The sequence below is a fragment of the Brevibacterium sp. ZH18 genome, assembly GCF_022748595.1.
In the GTDB taxonomy this organism is placed as follows: Bacteria; Actinomycetota; Actinomycetes; order Actinomycetales; family Brevibacteriaceae; genus Brevibacterium.
In genome coordinates, this window is record NZ_JALDSX010000002.1 from 92370 (window position 1) to 107207 (window position 14838).

Consider the following 14838-nt stretch of genomic DNA (forward strand, 5'->3'; position numbering starts at 1 on the left):
CTTGATTTGAGGAGGCACAATGCCGAACACGACCGCGCCGTCACCCACCGCAAAGTCCACACCACCCCACACTCTGGCCCCGCTGACGAAGAAGTGGCGTGTGGTCGACTACGTCGTCACCGCCGTCCTCGGCATCGCGGTCGGACTCATCTTCTGGGTCCTGGCACTGAGCTGGAAGGTCCTCGAACTCGGGTTCCAGGCTTTCCCTCCCTCGATCGGCCTCATCGCCGGACTCTGGGTCCTCGCCGGTCCGCTCGCAGGGATCATCATCCGCAAACCCGGCGCAGCACTGCTGTGCGAGATGATCGCCGCCATCGTCGAAGCGGTCCTCGGCTCCCACTTCGGTGCCACCGTCCTACTCTCCGGGCTCGTCCAAGGGCTCGGTGCCGAACTCATCTTCGCCGCCTTCGGCTACCGCCGCTTCAGCCTGTGGGTCACAAGCCTGTCCGGCCTGCTGGCCGCGGCATTCATGTCCGTGAGCGAGAACATCATGTACAACGCCGCCTGGCAGTTCAGCTTCCAGGCCGCCTACACCGTGTGCGCGATCATCTCCGGCATCGTCATCTCGGGCATCGGCGCGTGGTACGCCTACCGAGCGATTGCTCGGACCGGGGCGCTGAGCTCCTTTGCCTCCGGTCGACTGCGCTGAGAGGCCCGCGCTGATGGCTCTGCCGATTCGCGCAGACTCGTTCTCGTGGCGTCATGCCGATCGCGAAGAAACCGCTGTCGGACCCCTCGATCTCAACATCGCGGCAGGTGAGAAGGTGCTTCTCCTCGGTCCGTCCGGAGCGGGAAAGTCGACGCTGCTGCACGCGATCGCCGGCGTCCTGCCCGCCGAGTCCGGAGAGGCGGGCGGTGAGCTTCTCGTCGGCGACGCTCCACCTGACCCTCGCCGAGGTGAGATCGGGCTGGTCCTCCAAGATCCCGATTCGCAGGTGATCTTCTCCCGCGTCGGCGACGATGTCGCCTTCGGAATGGAGAACCTGGGACTGCCCGCCGAGGACATCGAGTCCCGCATCACCACGTCGCTGGCGGCGCTGGGCCTCGACCTCCCGCCCGAGCATCCGACGGCTGCTCTGTCCGGCGGACAGAAGCAGCGCTTGGCGCTGGCAGGGATCCACGCGATGTCACCGCAGGTCATCGTCCTCGACGAACCGACAGCCAACATCGATCCGGACTCCGCCGCAGCTGTCCGTGACACTGTCCTCGACACCCAAGCCGCCACCTCGGCGACGATGATCATCGTCGAACACCGGGTCGGGCTGTGGCTCGATCACGTGGACCACGTGATCGTCCTCGGTCGCGAAGGAGTGGTCGCTCAAGGGCCGCCGAGGCGGGTCTTCGGTGATCCGGAACTGTCCCAGGTGCTGGTTGAGTGTGGAATCTGGGTGCCTGAAGCAGCGGGGCCGCGAGTGACATCGCCCGGGGTGCCGTCTGGAGCAGAAGCGCTCCCCCGCACCAACGGCGAGGTCGTGCTGACGACAGAGCGCCTCGGCGTGGCTCGTCCGGGAGCGAAGGTTCCCGCGACGACCGGCCTCGACCTGCGCATTCAGGCAGGTGAGGCAGTGGGCATCGTGGGCGCCAACGGTGCCGGGAAGTCCACAACTGCTCTGACCCTGGCGGGTCTCATCCCGGAATTCGACGGCGAAGTGCACGCGTCCGGCACCCTCCGCGGTGGGGCGAAGCATGCTCGCCCGTATCGGTGGGCCTCGGCATTTCTGGCTCCGCGCATCGGGATGGTCTTTCAGGAGCCCGAGCATCAGTTCCTGCGCTCAACCGTCTCCGCCGAGCTGGCACTGGGCCCGCACCTAGCCGGATGGTCGCGTGCCGAAGTCGACGACCGCGTTGCCGAACTGCTCGACGTGCTGGGTTTGGAATCGGTCGCCGATGCCCACCCACAGGGCCTCTCCGGTGGGGAGAAGCGTCGCCTGTCGGTCGCCGCCATGATGGCCCCGCGGCCGCGGGTGCTCATCGTCGATGAGCCCACGTTCGGTCAGGATGCCCTCACGTGGGCCGGGCTGGTCGAGCAGTTCATCGACATCCTCACCCGCGGGTCGGCGGTCGTCGCGGTCAGTCACGATCATGCGTTCCTCGATGCGATCGGAGCGCGCCGGGTAGAGGTGGGTGAGCGCATTGAGTGAGCACACTCTGCAGCACTCCTACTCCGCCGGTTCCGCCGGTCCCGCTGGTTCCGCCGAGGTCACCGTTCAGGATCCCGGTCAGCTCATTCCCGTGGTGCGCTCGACGGCTCTGGTCAGATGCAATCCGCTGACGAAGATCGCCGTGGCGCTCATCCTCATGGTCGGCGCCCTGCTGAGCATCGATCTGGTCTCGGCCGGGATCGTCCTCGCGTTCACCCTTGTTAGTCTGCCCGTCACCGGTCTCGATCTGCTGGCCGCGCTCAAACGGCTGTGGTTCCTTCCGGTGGGTGCGCTGCTCGCAGCTTGGGGCACGGCGATCCTCGCGGAGAAGACCGGTGCTGTCGTCATCGACGTCGGACCGATCCTCATGACGACCGGGTCCCTTGACGCGGCGGCCGCGATCTTCGTCCGCGCCCTGGCGCTGGCGATTCCGCTCATCGTGCTCGCGTCGACGATTGACCCACGCGACCTCTCAGATGCCCTGATTCAGCATCTTCGACTGCCCGAGGTGGTCGTCGTGTCGGTGCTCGCGGCGTCCCGGCTGCTCGGTCTGCTCGTCACCGAATGGCAGACGCTGTCGATGGCCCGGCGGGCCAGAGGCGTGGCTGGTGGTTCGCTCGTGCGGCGCACCAGCAGTCTGTTCGGTGGGATCTTCGTACTACTGGTCCAGTCGATACGGCGCGGGACCACTCTGGCGATGGCCATGGAGGGCCGGGCATTCGGTCGTCCCGGTCGCACGTGGCGCAGACGGTCGACGTTCGCCGGACGGGATCTGGTGGCCATCGTGGCCTCGCTGGGAGTGTGTGTGGCGGCGATCGTCTCAGCGCACCTGTTGGGCACGTGGAACCCGATCATCGGCGGGTAGTGGTCAGGACTGATTGATGAAGGCTCAGACCTGCTTCACGGAGTTTCAGACTTGCTTGATGAGATCTTTGAGGAAGGCGCGCCAATCCTCGAGAGCCTCGGCGCTCATCAGCTTCGAGGCCGTGACGACGAGGACCGATTTCTCGCCGGACTTCGAATCGGACTTCGAGCCGGATTTCGGGGCCGCCTTCGACTCAGCCGCGGCTTCGATCTTGCTGCCGTCGGCGAGATTCGCACGCCAGAAGGAGCGCTTCGGCGTCTCGGACGTGCGCGGTTCCCCGTCGAGGTCGACGCCGTTCATAGAGCCATCGACGAGTTCTGCGAAGCTCCTGACCACCTCGGTGCGCTCCCCCGCCACAGTGCGTGAGACCGCGACGTCGAAGGTTCCGTCGGCCCGCTGGCCGGGCACACGTGAACCGATCTCCTGCTCATAGGCGATGACGGCGCCTTGGACCCACCAGCCGTGCTTCTCCACGACCCCCTCGAACTGCGGGTAGAGGGCGTCGGCGAGTTCCTTATGACTCGCCGACGTCCCACCAGCCGCTTCGAGGCGGGCCCTGGTGTCCGCCCAGGGTTCGCCGAGTGCCTTCTCGATCGCCGCCACATTCATCGCTTTGGTCGCCATGAATGAAGTCTAGGCAACTATTGCCCACCCGTGAATGTTCAGCGGGCAGACAGGCCTCAGTCGACCTGAAGCTCGCCCATCTCGTCCCAGCCTTCGCCGTCGATCTTGCGGGAGATGATCTTCGGCGTCGACACCAGGTGCGGGCGCATGGCCTCGAGGCCGGCGGCGAAGTGGTCGCTCTTGACGTGTGGTTCTGCCCCTTCATCGGTGAACGCTTCGACGAGGACGAACTCGTTGTCCTTCTCCAGGCTCTTCGACCACTCGAACCACAGGTTGCCCGGTTCCGAACGCGTCGCCTCGGTGAAGGTGCGCACCGCCTCGGGGAACTCATCGACGCTCTCGGGCTTCACGTCATACTTCACAACGATGAAGATCATGGACTGACCTCTTTCTCTTCGGTGATGAATTGTCGGCTCCAGCAAATCATATTCGCTGCCCCTGCTTCACACACGCTCGGTTTCAGACGCGCTCGGCGATGAGCACGAGGAAATCGCTGTCCGGCTCATAGGGGTGGAGTTCCCAGGTGGAGAGTTTGAGGCTGACGAGCATCCCGGTCGACTTCACATCGTCGACGAAGTCTGCGAAGTCGTAGCCGCGTCCGGCACCGAAGCCAGCGACGAAGCGTCCACCCGGCTTGAGCGTCGTCTTGATGTTCGCCAGGGTCTGCTGCCGCGATGCCGGGTCAAGGAAGGACAACACGTTGCCGGCGCAGAAGGCCACGTCGATGTCGGTGATGTTCGCGGCCGAGTAGTCGAACACCGCGAGATCTCCCGTTTGCCATTCGCCGCTCGGGAAGTCCTCTTCTGCGACGGAGATGAGGAACTCGTCGAGGTCGACGCCGTAGACCGTATGGCCTTCCTTGATTAGCTGCCCTCCGGCGCGACCCGTGCCGCAGCCGGCGTCGAGGATGCGCGCCCCGCGCGGTGCCATCGCATTGACGAACCGCGCCTCTCCCCCGATGTCGTGGCCGGCGGCCACGAGCTTCCTCCACCGGTCCGCATAGTTCGCGGAGTGGTCGGGGTTGGTCTCACGGATGCGGTTCCACTGATGATCGAAGCTCATGGCCCCATCCTAGGACGGATCCTCACTCGAAGACCTCGGCCACCACCTCGGCGACGGCCGTGACCGGATCCGATGGGTCGGGTGAGATCAGCACGATGATCTCCCGTCCGCCCGCCTCGGCGACGGGATGAAGCGTCACCCCGGCCCCACCCATCGACATCATGATCGGGGTTGCGAGCGTCAGGCCCAGGCCCGTGCCCGCCAGGGCGAGCGCGACGGCGGTGTCCGTGACGATGTGGGTCTCCTTCGCGGCGATCCCCAGCGCCGAGGTGGCCAGTCGCATCGCTCGACCGAAGAGTTCTTCGGCAGGGGGCAGGATCCAATCCGCCTCTGCCAAATCGTCGGGCGTCGGTCGGGGCATCCCGGCGGGAGTCACGATGCCGAAGTCCTCCTCGGCCACGGTCGTCCATGTCAATCCGCGCATCGGGGGCAGCGGCACTGCCGGATAGTTGATTCCGATCCCTAAGTCGATCGCCCCTTCGATGACCGCAGAGGACATGGTCTCGACGTTGATCTCACGGGCTCGGACTTCGATGTGCGGATGCCTCTGCCCGAGCAGGCGCACAATCGCCGGAAGCGCAGTCGTCGACGCCGACCCGAATACGCCGAGGGTCACGATCGCCTCACTGCGGAAGTCTCGCCCCATCATCGCCATCTCCGCCTGCTTCTGTGCGGCGAGGATGTTGCGGGCGCGCGGAAGCAGCGTTCGGCCGGCCTCCGTGAGGACCAGCCCCCTGCCTCGGCGGCGGAAGAGCTCGGCACCGACGCTGCGACGCAGCGCTGTCACGTGCTGGGACACCGCGCCGATGCTGTAGCCCAGCTGATCAGCGGCCCGGGTCATCGAACCGCGCTCAGCGACGGTGACGAAGGTCTGCAGCTGCCCGAGTGTCCATGCCATGAGGACAGACTAGCTGTTTTAACGTTTTCTAAAAACATCGTTCACGAACTCTCTCTTGTCCTTAAATGTGAGGGGAAGCACAATGGGCATAGATGGCGTCGACGAGGATGCCTGGACCAACAGTGAGGTGGAGCGTGGACGACACAGCACCAGCGAACAGCACATCATCCGCGAGCACTGCGACCCCCACAGGTGCCCCGGCACCGGAACACGCCGAGGTGGTCATCATCGGGGCGGGCGTGATGGGGGCCGCGATCGCCTACCAACTCGCCGACCGCGGGGTCGAGGACATCGTCCTCGTCGAACGCGACTCTCCCGGATCAGGGTCGACGTCGAAGGCCGCCGGCGGAGTCAGGACCCAGTTCTCCGACGAGGTCAACATCGCCTTGGCCACGCGCAGCCTCGAGGTCCTGCGGAACTTCGAAGCCGACTTCGGCATCGACATCGATCTCGTGAGCAACGGCTACCTGTTCCTCCTCGACTCCGCCGAGGCGGCTGAGACCTTCGCCGCCAACGTCGCCCTCCAGCAGAGCATGGGCCTTGACTCCCGGATGCTCGACGTCGATGAGATCAAGGAGCTGGCCCCTTTCGTCAACACCGAGGGACTCGTCGCCGGGGCCTTCAATCCGGGCGACGGCCACTGCACACCCGAGGCTGTCGTGTCCGGGTATGTCACTGCGGCCAGGAACAAGGGTGTGCGCGTGCTCAAGAACTGCGAGGTGACGGGCATTGAGTCGAGCGGCGGGGCGAGCCGGACTGTGACGTCCGTGATCACGACGAAGGGCACCATCGAATGCTCACAGATCGTCTGCGCCGCTGGAGCCTGGTCCGGCCTCATCGGCGAGATGGCAGGCGTCGATCTTCCGGTGAGGCCCCTGCGCCGCGAGATCATGGTCAGCGAACCCGTCGATGAAGAGACACTGGGCATCGACCTGTCGCGAATGCCCTTCACCATCGACTTCTCGACGAGCTTCTACGTCCACCCCGAAGGCCCAGGACTCCTCTTCGGTTGCCCCGACGAGACGGATGTGTGGGAGTTCGACGACAAACGCAGCCCCGACTGGCTGCCCACGCTGGCCGAACTCATCGAATCCCGGGCTCCGGGGCTGGGCGACGTCGAGGTCAAGCGCGGCTGGGCGGGCCTCTACGAGATGACGCCCGATCACAATGCGCTCATCGGCCAGGCCGCCGAACTCGACGGGTTCTTCTACGCCTGCGGGTTCTCCGGCCACGGCTTCCTCATGGGGCCAGCCGTCGGCGAGGTCGTCGCCGACCTGATGACCGGCCGCACACCGTTCGTCGATGTCACACCACTCGACAAACGCCGCTTCTCCACGACGGGACTGCGCAAGGAGCTCAACATCGTCTGAGCACCCAGCCCCGCAGACCCGTCAACCACTAGAACCCACAACCCACCACTGCATTTCACGCACAGCTCTTCACACACACCGCACCAGACAGAACAGCGAAAGGACCGCACATGACTGCACTGCCCACCGACCAGGCCATCACCGATCTCCTCACCTCAGGACTCACCGCATGTGGCGTCGACACCTCCGTCCTGACAGCCGGTTCCAGCGCGGCAGCCAGCCTGCCCGCGCGGTCACCGATCACAGGCCAGAGCCTCGGCGAGCTTGCCGCGGATACGAAGGAGACCGCCGCGGCGAAGATCTCAGCGGCTGCGAAGGCCTTCGATGCCTGGCGTGATGTCCCCGCCCCCGTGCGCGGCCAGCTGGTCCAGCGCTGGGGTCAGCTGCTGGGCGAGCACAAGGAGGACCTCGCGAAGATCATCACGGTCGAGGCCGGCAAGACTCCGTCCGAAGCGGCCGGTGAGGTCCAGGAGATGATCGACGTCTGCGAATACGCCCTGGGACAGTCCCGACAGCTGTGGGGCAAGACGATGCCCAGCGAACGCCCCGGTCACCGGCTGATGGAGACCTGGCACCCGCTCGGCGTCGTCGGGGTCATCTCCGCGTTCAACTTCCCCGTCGCCGTGTACTCCTGGAACACGGCCTTGGCGTTGGTCGCCGGTGATTCGGTCGTGTGGAAGCCCTCGGAGAACGCCGTACTCGCGGCCCTGGGCGCGCAGTCGCTGCTGGTCCGGGCCGCCGCCGAGGTGGGGGCACCGGAGGATCTCACGCCCATCCTCGTCGGCGGCCGTGACATCGGCGACCTCATGGTCCGTGACGAGCGCGTGGCCTTGGTCTCGGCGACGGGTTCGGTGCGGATGGGCCGTGAGGTCGGTCCTGTCGTGGCGGAGCGGTTCGGAAAGGTCCTCCTCGAGCTCGGCGGCAACAATGGTGCGATCGTCGCCCCGAGCGCCGACATCGACCTGGCACTGCGTGGTGTCGTCTTCGCTGCGGCCGGCACCGCTGGCCAGCGCTGCACGACGCTGCGACGCCTCATCGTCCATGAGTCGATCGCCGATGATTTCGTCGACAAGATCGTCGCGGCGTACAAGACGTTGAGCATCGGTTCGCCCACCGAGGATGGAGTCCTCGTCGGTCCGCTCATCAACGAAGGCTCGTTTGAGGCAATGCAGTCAGCTCTCAAACAGGCTGAGTCCGAAGGCGGTACGGTGCTCTGCGGGGGCGCTCGCGTCCTCGACGATGAGCGCCCTGATGCCCACTATGTCGAGCCGGCGGTCGTGCGGATGCCCAGCCAAACCTCGGTGATGGAGTCCGAGACGTTCGCCCCGATCCTCTATGTCGTGACCTATTCGGACCTCGACGAGGCGCTGGCCATCCACAATGGTGTGCCCCAGGGCTTGTCCTCGGCGATCTTCACATCGGAGTTGGCAGAGTCGGAGAAGTTCCTGTCGCGCTCGGACTGTGGCATCGCCAACGTCAACATCGGCACGTCCGGTGCGGAAATCGGCGGTGCGTTCGGCGGTGAGAAGGAGACCGGCGGCGGCCGCGAGTCCGGCACTGATTCTTGGAAGGCCTACATGCGTCAGGCCACGAACACGATCAACTACTCGGGTGAGCTGCCGTTGGCTCAGGGAGTCGAGTTCCTCTGAGCCGCCTCGGCTAACTCGGAATTCGGGCGTCGGCTTTTGGCCGGCGCCCGCTTTCTGTGCTCGAGGAGCAGGGCAACGAGCCGTCCGCATACTTCGGAACCTACCTTGAGGCAAGACGCCTTGCAATGATTCCTGCTCGCAGCTGTCTGGTTGATCACGGAAAGACAGGACGACCGACACGGAACAAGCGCGAACGACTAAAGTTGGCTATGAGCGTTTGAAGACCGAAGGAGAACACCTGTGATTGAGCTGAAGACACCCGCCGAGATCGAGAAGATGGCGGTGACCGGCCGATTCGTCGCAAAGACACTGGCTGAACTGTCTGAGCTCGCAGAACCGGGCATGAACATCATGCACCTGGAGCAGCGGGCCCGGACGCTCATCAAGGATGCCGGTGCCGAGTCCTGCTACTGGGACTATGCTCCGTCCTTCGGTGATGGCCCCTTCCGCAACGTCATCTGCCTCTCTGTCAACGACGGCGTCCTCCACGGCAAGCCGCACGACTACGTGATGAAGGACGGCGACCTGCTGACCCTGGACTTCGCTGTGTCGATCAACGGCTGGGTCGCCGATGCCGCACGCTCGGTCATCGTCGGCGACGGCACCGACGAGGACCAGCGCCTCATCGACTCCACTTGGTCGGGACTCGAAGCCGGCATCTCTGCCGCACAGCCGGGCAACCGCCTCGGCGACATCTCCAAGGCCATCGGCGACGTCGCTGATGAACAGCGCATCCCTGTCAACCTCGACTTCGGTGGACACGGCCTCGGTCATACGATGCACGAGGATCCGCACGTGGCCAATCGCGGCAAGGGCGGGCGCGGCCTCGTGCTCAAGCCAGGTCTGACCCTGGCGATCGAGCCATGGTGGTCATTCACTTCGAAGAAGCTCTCCGTCGACAAGGACGGCTGGACTCTGCGCTTGGCCGACGGCTCGAACGGCGCGCACTCAGAGAACACCATCGCCATCACCGAGGACGGACCACGGGTGCTGACAACCCTGGACTGATGTCTGCGAACAGCACAATCGGGCTTCCGACGAATGATTCGTCGGAAGCCCGATTGCGTGTGGAGTCCTCGCCGGTGGAGGACAATGACGGGATGAGCGTGACGATCCGAAACATGACGGACGGTGACTGGCCCGCAGTGGAGCGCATATATGCGGCAGGGATCGCCGGCGGCAGCGCAACTTTCGCCTCGGATCCACCGACGAAGCAGGATTTCTTTGCAACGAGGATCGCGGGACTCGATCTCATCGCCGAGGTCGACGGCAGCGTCCTGGGCTGGGCGGCGGCCACACCGACCTCTGATCGCGACGTCTATCGTGGCGTCATCGAGCACTCCGTCTACGTCGATCCCCGCGCGGCAGGTCAAGGACTCGGCTCGGCTCTTCTCGAATCGCTCATCGAACACTCCAATGACCTGGGATTCTGGATGTTGCAGGCCTCCATCCTGCCCGAGAACACCGCCAGCCTCCACCTGCACGATAAGGCTGGCTTCCGACGAGTCGGCCGCCGAGAACGCATCGGCTACATGACCTTCGGCCCTCACGCCGGGACCTGGTGCGACACGATCCTCGTCGAAAAGCGTCTCTGAAGCTCATTCGGTCGCCACCGCAAGCTCGTGTCAGCGAATTTCATGTCAGCGAATTTCATGTCAGAGCCACGTGCCAGAATCGACGTATGTCTTTCACCTGCACCGAATGCGGCTATTCAACCGTCAAATGGCTGGGTCGCTGCCCTGAATGCCAAGCCTGGGGCACTCTCGAAGAGAAGGGTGCAGGCAAGACCTCGGTCAAGACGAAGGTCAAGAAGTCCAGTGGTGCGAAGTCGATCAATCAAGTCGACTCCTCGCAGGCGCAGGCTCGAACGACTTTCGTCAGTGAGTTCGACAGAGTCCTCGGAGGCGGCATCGTCCCCGGCGCTGTCGTCCTTCTGTCGGGTGAACCCGGTGTCGGAAAGTCCACACTCCTGCTCGACGTCGCCGCCCGCGTGGCCAAATTCGGGGCCAAGGTCCTCTACGTCACCGGAGAAGAATCCGCCGGTCAGGTGCGCCTGCGCGCCGAGAGGATCAACGCCCTTGAGGACTCACTGCTCCTGGCCGCCGAAACCGACTTGGGCGCCGTATTGGGAATGATCGAGGCCGAGGCTCCGGAGATGCTCGTCGTCGACTCCATTCAGACTCTCGCTTCCTCAGAGATCGATGGAGTGCCCGGCGGTGTCACCCAGGTTCGAGAGGTCGCTGCGGCACTCATCCGCGAGGCCAAAGCCCGATCGTTGCCGACGGTCCTCGTCGGACACATCACGAAGGATGGAACCATTGCGGGCCCCAGGCTTCTCGAGCACCTCGTCGACGTCGTCTGCACCTTCGAAGGCGAGCGGCACTCACGCCTGCGCATGCTGCGAGCCGTGAAGAACCGCTTCGGACCCACCGATGACGTCGGCTGCTTCGACATGGAGGAGAACGGCATCAAGAGCCTCGAGGACCCCTCCGGCCTCTTCCTCTCTCGCAGCGGCAGCAATCCTCCGGGAACCTGCCTCACGGTGACGCAGGAGGGCAAACGCCCACTTCTCGTCGAAGTCCAGTCCCTCATCACCGAATCCGCAGGAGGGCAGTCCAGGCGGTCGGTCTCCGGCGTGGACTCGTCCCGTGTGGCTATGATGCTGGCTGTCCTGAGCCAGAAGATCGGAAACATCAGCCTCGCGAAGAGCGACGTCTTCACCGCGACCGTCGGCGGCGCGAAACTCTCCGAGCCGGCCAGCGACCTAGCCATCTGCCTCTCTCTGGCCTCGGCCGCGAGGGACAAGTCCATGGCCGCGAAATTCGTCGCAATCGGAGAGATCAGCCTGTCAGGAGAGATACGCAACGTGCCCAACCTCGGTCAACGACTCAACGAGGCGGCCCGACTCGGCATCACCCATGCGATCGTCGCTCACGGCGCACTGCGCAACGTTGCCACTCCAGGCAACATGCGCGTCAAGGAATGCGAGCACGTCTCCGAAGCTGTCGATCTACTCCTCGGCGGTAACGATTGAAAGGTTTTTCGGGACTTCTGCACTGAAATGGCGCATCCTTGATGCATGACCACGACAGTATTTCCGGCATTTCGAACCACGGACGCCGGCGCCACGACCGATCTCCTGGTCACGCTCGGATTCACTGAGCGCCTGACCGTCAGGGACGAGGAAGACCCGTCCGTCGTCGTCCACGCAGAATATGCGCTCGGCGATGATGGCGGCATCATGTTCGGCTCCATCCGTCACGACGGGTCTGCCCTTGACAGCGTGGGTGGAACCTCGATCTATGTCGTCGTTGACACCGAACGGGAAGTCGACCGGCTCTACGAGGCGATCATCGATCTGGGCCATGCGATCGTCCGACCGGTGGCGACCCAGCCTCACGGCGGACGGGAATTCGACTTCAGAGACCACGACGGGAATTCCTGGGGCGTCGGCTCCTACCGCGGGGCCTAAGAAGCCAGCAGCCGCTCAGGTCGTGCAGGCCACTCATCCGGTGACACCGCCTGCCACTGCGGCGACTCATGCTGCCTCAGCCGTGCCACGGATCAGTCTTTCGGCGACGCCGAATCGGACGGCTTCTTGGCGTCCTTCTTCTCTTCAGCCTTTTTCGACTCTTCGGCCTTCTTCGACTCTTCCGCCTTCTTCTCCTTGGCCTTGGCCGCGTTGGACTTCTCAAGCTCGAACTTCACGGGCTTGCTCTCCATGTCGCCGAGTTTGACGACGAGGTCATACTCCCCCGGGCCGAACTCCTTGTTCGTCCTGTTGCAGTTCTTGTCGACCTGGATCCGATTCCACTTGAACTGCGCAGTCTTCTTCGACTCCGGCGCGAATTCGGTCGAGGCTTCTGCGTTCTCATCCTCATCAGCAGCACAGAACTTCGAGGACCAGACGACATCGCCGCCCTTCTCAACCAGGAACTCCTGCTCCTTGGTGCCAACCTCGATCAGACAGGTCGCGGTGTGCTGATTGGCGATGACCATTTCGAACTCAGGCTGCGCGTCCTCTTTGAAGCTCTTCTTGTTCACCTTGGCGCTGAGCTCGACCTTATCGTCGGGACATTTTCCGCTCGCAGCCTTCTCATCGGGCACCGGTGCCGCAGCCGCGGTCGAAGCCGCCGGAGTGCTCTCCGACGCAGCTTCTTCGCCACCACCGCCTCCGATGGCCTTGACGATTCCGACGACTCCGAACACGAGCAGCGCGACCACCACTGCGGCCAGGGCCAGTATTGTGTAGCGGCGCCGACGGTACACGTGCGCAGGCAGCTTCCCGCTAGACTGGCGGGGCGCCTTGGCACCGTTCTTCGGCTGCGAACCACGATTGGAAGGAGTCATCGCTTTGAGCCTAGGCCGAAGCGATTGAGCATCCAAATGACACACCGGACACCCACCGAATCGAGATCATCGGGCGCTGATTGCCAGTTCCCTCCGGTTGCCGCAGACAACGTCGAACGGGTACGCAGGACCATCATCTCCTGGTTCGAATCCGCTGCACGTCCCCTGCCATGGCGTGATCCGGACACAAGCGCGTGGGCGATCCTGGTCAGCGAGATCATGTCCCAGCAGACTCCGGTCTCCCGAGTTGAACCGCGGTGGCGCGAATGGATGGACAAATGGCCCACTCCCGTCGACCTGGCACGTGCCCCCACCGCCGAGGTGCTCCATCGTTGGGATCGCCTCGGCTATCCCCGCCGGGCCCTGCGTCTACAGGAAGCAGCCCGAGTGATCGCCGACGAGCTCGACGGTCAGGTACCCCAGACTGCAGTTGAACTCTCACAACTTCCCGGCATCGGTTCGTACACCGCAGCCGCTGTGGCGTCTTTCGCCCACGGTGAGCGCACCACAGTCCTCGACACCAACGTGCGCAGAGTCCTGATCCGGCTCTTCGCCGGCCGCGAGCGTCCTACGCCCTCACCTGGGCGGCGCGAGACAGAGTGGGCGGCCCAGTTCGTCCCCGAGCGGGACCACGTGAAGTGGAATGCGGGAATCATGGAGTTCGGCGCGCTCGTATGCACATCGCGAAACCCGCAGTGCGATGACTGCCCACTCAACGACATCTGCGCATGGCAACAGGCAGGACGTCCCGCCTCGGCGGTGAAGCGCACGACCCAGAAATGGGCTGGGACGGATCGACAGCTGCGCGGCGCCATCATGGACGTCCTCAAATCGGCGCACGCGGAGAATGCCGCGAACGAGGAGAGAACAGGCCACAGGAAGAGCACAAGGCTCGAGGAGACAGGGAACGGACTGCCGGACGCCGTCTCGATTGACCTGTTCGTGGCCCCCACGTCCCAGATCGACCCCGATCTGCTCGACTCTCTGGGCCAAGCCACATCAGATTCGCTGTCGACGATGCGCAACCTCACCGCGGACTCCACCCGGGTGTCGCGTCTCATCGCGGACCTCGTCGACGACGGACTCGCTGAACGCCACCAGGACTCGCTCAGCCTTCCGCGCTGATACGCAGTCCTGCCGGACGCGGTCCAGTGCCGCCTTCGTCCCGGCCCCGCAATCGGCGAGGTGTCAGTATTCGGCGAGGTGCCGGCAATCGGCGAGGTGTCAGCCTCACAGATACTTGATCATGCGGGAGTTGCCCAGCGTATTGGGCTTGACTCTGGCCAGGTCGAGGAACTCGGCGACGCCTTCATCCGCGGAATGCAGCAGCTCGATGTAGACCTCCGGCGAGACCGGGATGCCCTTGATCGGCTCGAACCCCAAAGAGCCGAAGAAACCGGTCTCAAAAGTCAGACAGAAGACTCTGTCGACACCGATCGCCACGGCATCGGCAAGCAGCTGCCTGATGAGGGCCTTGCCCACTCCCCTGCCGCGATAGTCCGGCGATGTGGCAACAGTGCGCGCCTCTGCGAGGTCCGACCAGATAACGTGAAGAGCCCCGCACCCAGCAAGGATCTCAGAACCGTCCGGCTGCGGATCGACCACCAGCCAGAACTCCTGCAGCGTCTCGAAGTAGGTGACAGTGTCCTTCGCCAGCAGGATACGTTCCTCTGCCAAGGGCGCGACCAGCGCTTCGATTCCCTTGACGTCACTCGTCCGTGCCCGCCGCATGTACAGACCGCTCGGCAGCCCATGTCTGAGGTGGTGATCTTCAGAGATCTGGGCATGGTCGAAGTCTGGAGGCGTTGAGGTCATGGCCTCATTCAACACCATGCCGTGCCTGCGAGAAAAAGGCGTGGAAGCGTGCGGACATGAAGAA

Annotated in this window: 16 protein-coding genes; 10 read left to right on the forward strand and 6 right to left on the reverse strand. The window is 64.2% G+C overall.

The genetic code is table 11. The features are described from left to right. Nucleotides 1-19 precede the first annotated feature (19 nt). The 3 genes from MPN20_RS01345 to MPN20_RS01355 are packed head-to-tail and all read left to right on the forward strand — an operon-like array spanning nt 20 to nt 3006. Nucleotides 20-649: an ECF transporter S component gene (locus MPN20_RS01345; protein WP_242778488.1), complete on the forward strand. Its 630-nt coding sequence runs from the start codon at nt 20-22 to the stop codon at nt 647-649. 13 nt (nt 650-662) lie between these two features. Further along, nucleotides 663-2141: an ATP-binding cassette domain-containing protein gene (locus MPN20_RS01350; protein WP_242778491.1), complete on the forward strand. Its 1479-nt coding sequence runs from the start codon at nt 663-665 to the stop codon at nt 2139-2141. Continuing rightward, complete coding sequence (locus MPN20_RS01355; protein ID WP_242778494.1) at nt 2125-3006, forward strand: energy-coupling factor transporter transmembrane component T; 882 nt, start codon at nt 2125-2127, stop codon at nt 3004-3006. The genes MPN20_RS01350 and MPN20_RS01355 overlap by 17 nt, the downstream gene beginning before the upstream one ends. 45 nt (nt 3007-3051) lie before the next feature. Here the strand turns inward: MPN20_RS01355 and MPN20_RS01360 are convergent, their stop codons facing one another. The 4 genes from MPN20_RS01360 to MPN20_RS01375 form a co-directional block, all read right to left on the reverse strand. Continuing rightward, nucleotides 3052-3630, reverse strand: coding sequence for a hypothetical protein (locus MPN20_RS01360; RefSeq protein ID WP_242778497.1), 579 nt, complete (start codon nt 3628-3630; stop codon nt 3052-3054). Nucleotides 3631-3686: 56 nt separating this feature from the next. After that, complete coding sequence (locus MPN20_RS01365) at nt 3687-4007, reverse strand: putative quinol monooxygenase (protein ID WP_242778500.1); 321 nt, start codon at nt 4005-4007, stop codon at nt 3687-3689. Nucleotides 4008-4089: 82 nt separating this feature from the next. Then, nucleotides 4090-4692 (reverse strand): class I SAM-dependent methyltransferase, encoded by a 603-nt coding sequence (locus MPN20_RS01370; RefSeq protein WP_242778502.1) that lies wholly within the window; start codon nt 4690-4692, stop codon nt 4090-4092. Nucleotides 4693-4714: 22 nt separating this feature from the next. Next, entirely contained in the window at nt 4715-5590 is an 876-nt protein-coding gene (locus MPN20_RS01375; protein WP_242778505.1) for a LysR family transcriptional regulator, read from the reverse strand. 134 nt (nt 5591-5724) lie between these two features. Between MPN20_RS01375 and MPN20_RS01380 the strand changes: the two genes are divergently transcribed. The 6 genes from MPN20_RS01380 to MPN20_RS01405 all read left to right on the forward strand — a co-directional run bounded on the left by MPN20_RS01380 (nt 5725) and on the right by MPN20_RS01405 (nt 12081). After that, nucleotides 5725-6960, forward strand: coding sequence for an FAD-binding oxidoreductase (locus MPN20_RS01380; protein WP_242778508.1), 1236 nt, complete (start codon nt 5725-5727; stop codon nt 6958-6960). Between the two features lie 110 nt (nt 6961-7070). After that, a complete protein-coding gene (locus MPN20_RS01385) occupies nt 7071-8609 on the forward strand; it encodes an aldehyde dehydrogenase family protein (RefSeq protein WP_242778511.1) in 1539 nt (512 codons plus the stop codon). Nucleotides 8610-8849: 240 nt separating this feature from the next. Continuing rightward, complete coding sequence (map, locus tag MPN20_RS01390; RefSeq protein WP_242778514.1) at nt 8850-9617, forward strand: type I methionyl aminopeptidase; 768 nt, start codon at nt 8850-8852, stop codon at nt 9615-9617. Then, nucleotides 9617-10204 (forward strand): N-acetyltransferase family protein, encoded by a 588-nt coding sequence (locus MPN20_RS01395; protein WP_347566784.1) that lies wholly within the window; start codon nt 9617-9619, stop codon nt 10202-10204. Before map ends, MPN20_RS01395 begins: the two co-directional genes overlap by 1 nt. A gap of 86 nt (nt 10205-10290) precedes the next feature. After that, the gene (gene radA / locus MPN20_RS01400) at nt 10291-11643 is read left to right on the forward strand and encodes a DNA repair protein RadA (protein WP_242778517.1); all 1353 of its coding nucleotides are present in this window, start codon (nt 10291-10293) and stop codon (nt 11641-11643) included. 45 nt (nt 11644-11688) lie between these two features. After that, a complete protein-coding gene (locus MPN20_RS01405; protein WP_242778520.1) occupies nt 11689-12081 on the forward strand; it encodes a VOC family protein in 393 nt (130 codons plus the stop codon). A 92-nt stretch (nt 12082-12173) separates the two neighbouring features. On the opposite strand, the gene MPN20_RS01410 is transcribed toward MPN20_RS01405, so the two are convergent. Further along, the gene (locus MPN20_RS01410; protein WP_242778523.1) at nt 12174-12959 is read right to left on the reverse strand and encodes a hypothetical protein; all 786 of its coding nucleotides are present in this window, start codon (nt 12957-12959) and stop codon (nt 12174-12176) included. A gap of 36 nt (nt 12960-12995) precedes the next feature. On the opposite strand from MPN20_RS01410, the gene MPN20_RS01415 reads away from it, so the two are divergent. Further along, complete coding sequence (locus tag MPN20_RS01415; protein ID WP_242778526.1) at nt 12996-14084, forward strand: A/G-specific adenine glycosylase; 1089 nt, start codon at nt 12996-12998, stop codon at nt 14082-14084. 105 nt (nt 14085-14189) lie between these two features. Here the strand turns inward: MPN20_RS01415 and MPN20_RS01420 are convergent, their stop codons facing one another. Next, nucleotides 14190-14774, reverse strand: coding sequence for an amino-acid N-acetyltransferase (locus tag MPN20_RS01420; protein WP_242778527.1), 585 nt, complete (start codon nt 14772-14774; stop codon nt 14190-14192). Between the last annotated feature and the right edge of the window lie 64 nt (nt 14775-14838).

Coding starts and splice junctions, on each gene's coding strand:
- MPN20_RS01405 (WP_242778520.1), top strand. CDS start 11,689: ATGACCACGACAGTATTTCCGGCATTTCGAACCACGGACGCCGGCGCC.
- radA (WP_242778517.1), top strand. CDS start 10,291: ATGTCTTTCACCTGCACCGAATGCGGCTATTCAACCGTCAAATGGCTG.
- MPN20_RS01385 (WP_242778511.1), top strand. CDS start 7,071: ATGACTGCACTGCCCACCGACCAGGCCATCACCGATCTCCTCACCTCA.
- MPN20_RS01410 (WP_242778523.1), bottom strand. CDS start 12,959: ATGACTCCTTCCAATCGTGGTTCGCAGCCGAAGAACGGTGCCAAGGCG.
- MPN20_RS01360 (WP_242778497.1), bottom strand. CDS start 3,630: ATGGCGACCAAAGCGATGAATGTGGCGGCGATCGAGAAGGCACTCGGC.
- MPN20_RS01350 (WP_242778491.1), top strand. CDS start 663: ATGGCTCTGCCGATTCGCGCAGACTCGTTCTCGTGGCGTCATGCCGAT.
- MPN20_RS01415 (WP_242778526.1), top strand. CDS start 12,996: ATGACACACCGGACACCCACCGAATCGAGATCATCGGGCGCTGATTGC.
- MPN20_RS01345 (WP_242778488.1), top strand. CDS start 20: ATGCCGAACACGACCGCGCCGTCACCCACCGCAAAGTCCACACCACCC.
- MPN20_RS01375 (WP_242778505.1), bottom strand. CDS start 5,590: ATGGCATGGACACTCGGGCAGCTGCAGACCTTCGTCACCGTCGCTGAG.
- MPN20_RS01395 (WP_347566784.1), top strand. CDS start 9,617: ATGTCTGCGAACAGCACAATCGGGCTTCCGACGAATGATTCGTCGGAA.
- MPN20_RS01420 (WP_242778527.1), bottom strand. CDS start 14,774: ATGACCTCAACGCCTCCAGACTTCGACCATGCCCAGATCTCTGAAGAT.
- MPN20_RS01370 (WP_242778502.1), bottom strand. CDS start 4,692: ATGAGCTTCGATCATCAGTGGAACCGCATCCGTGAGACCAACCCCGAC.
- MPN20_RS01365 (WP_242778500.1), bottom strand. CDS start 4,007: ATGATCTTCATCGTTGTGAAGTATGACGTGAAGCCCGAGAGCGTCGAT.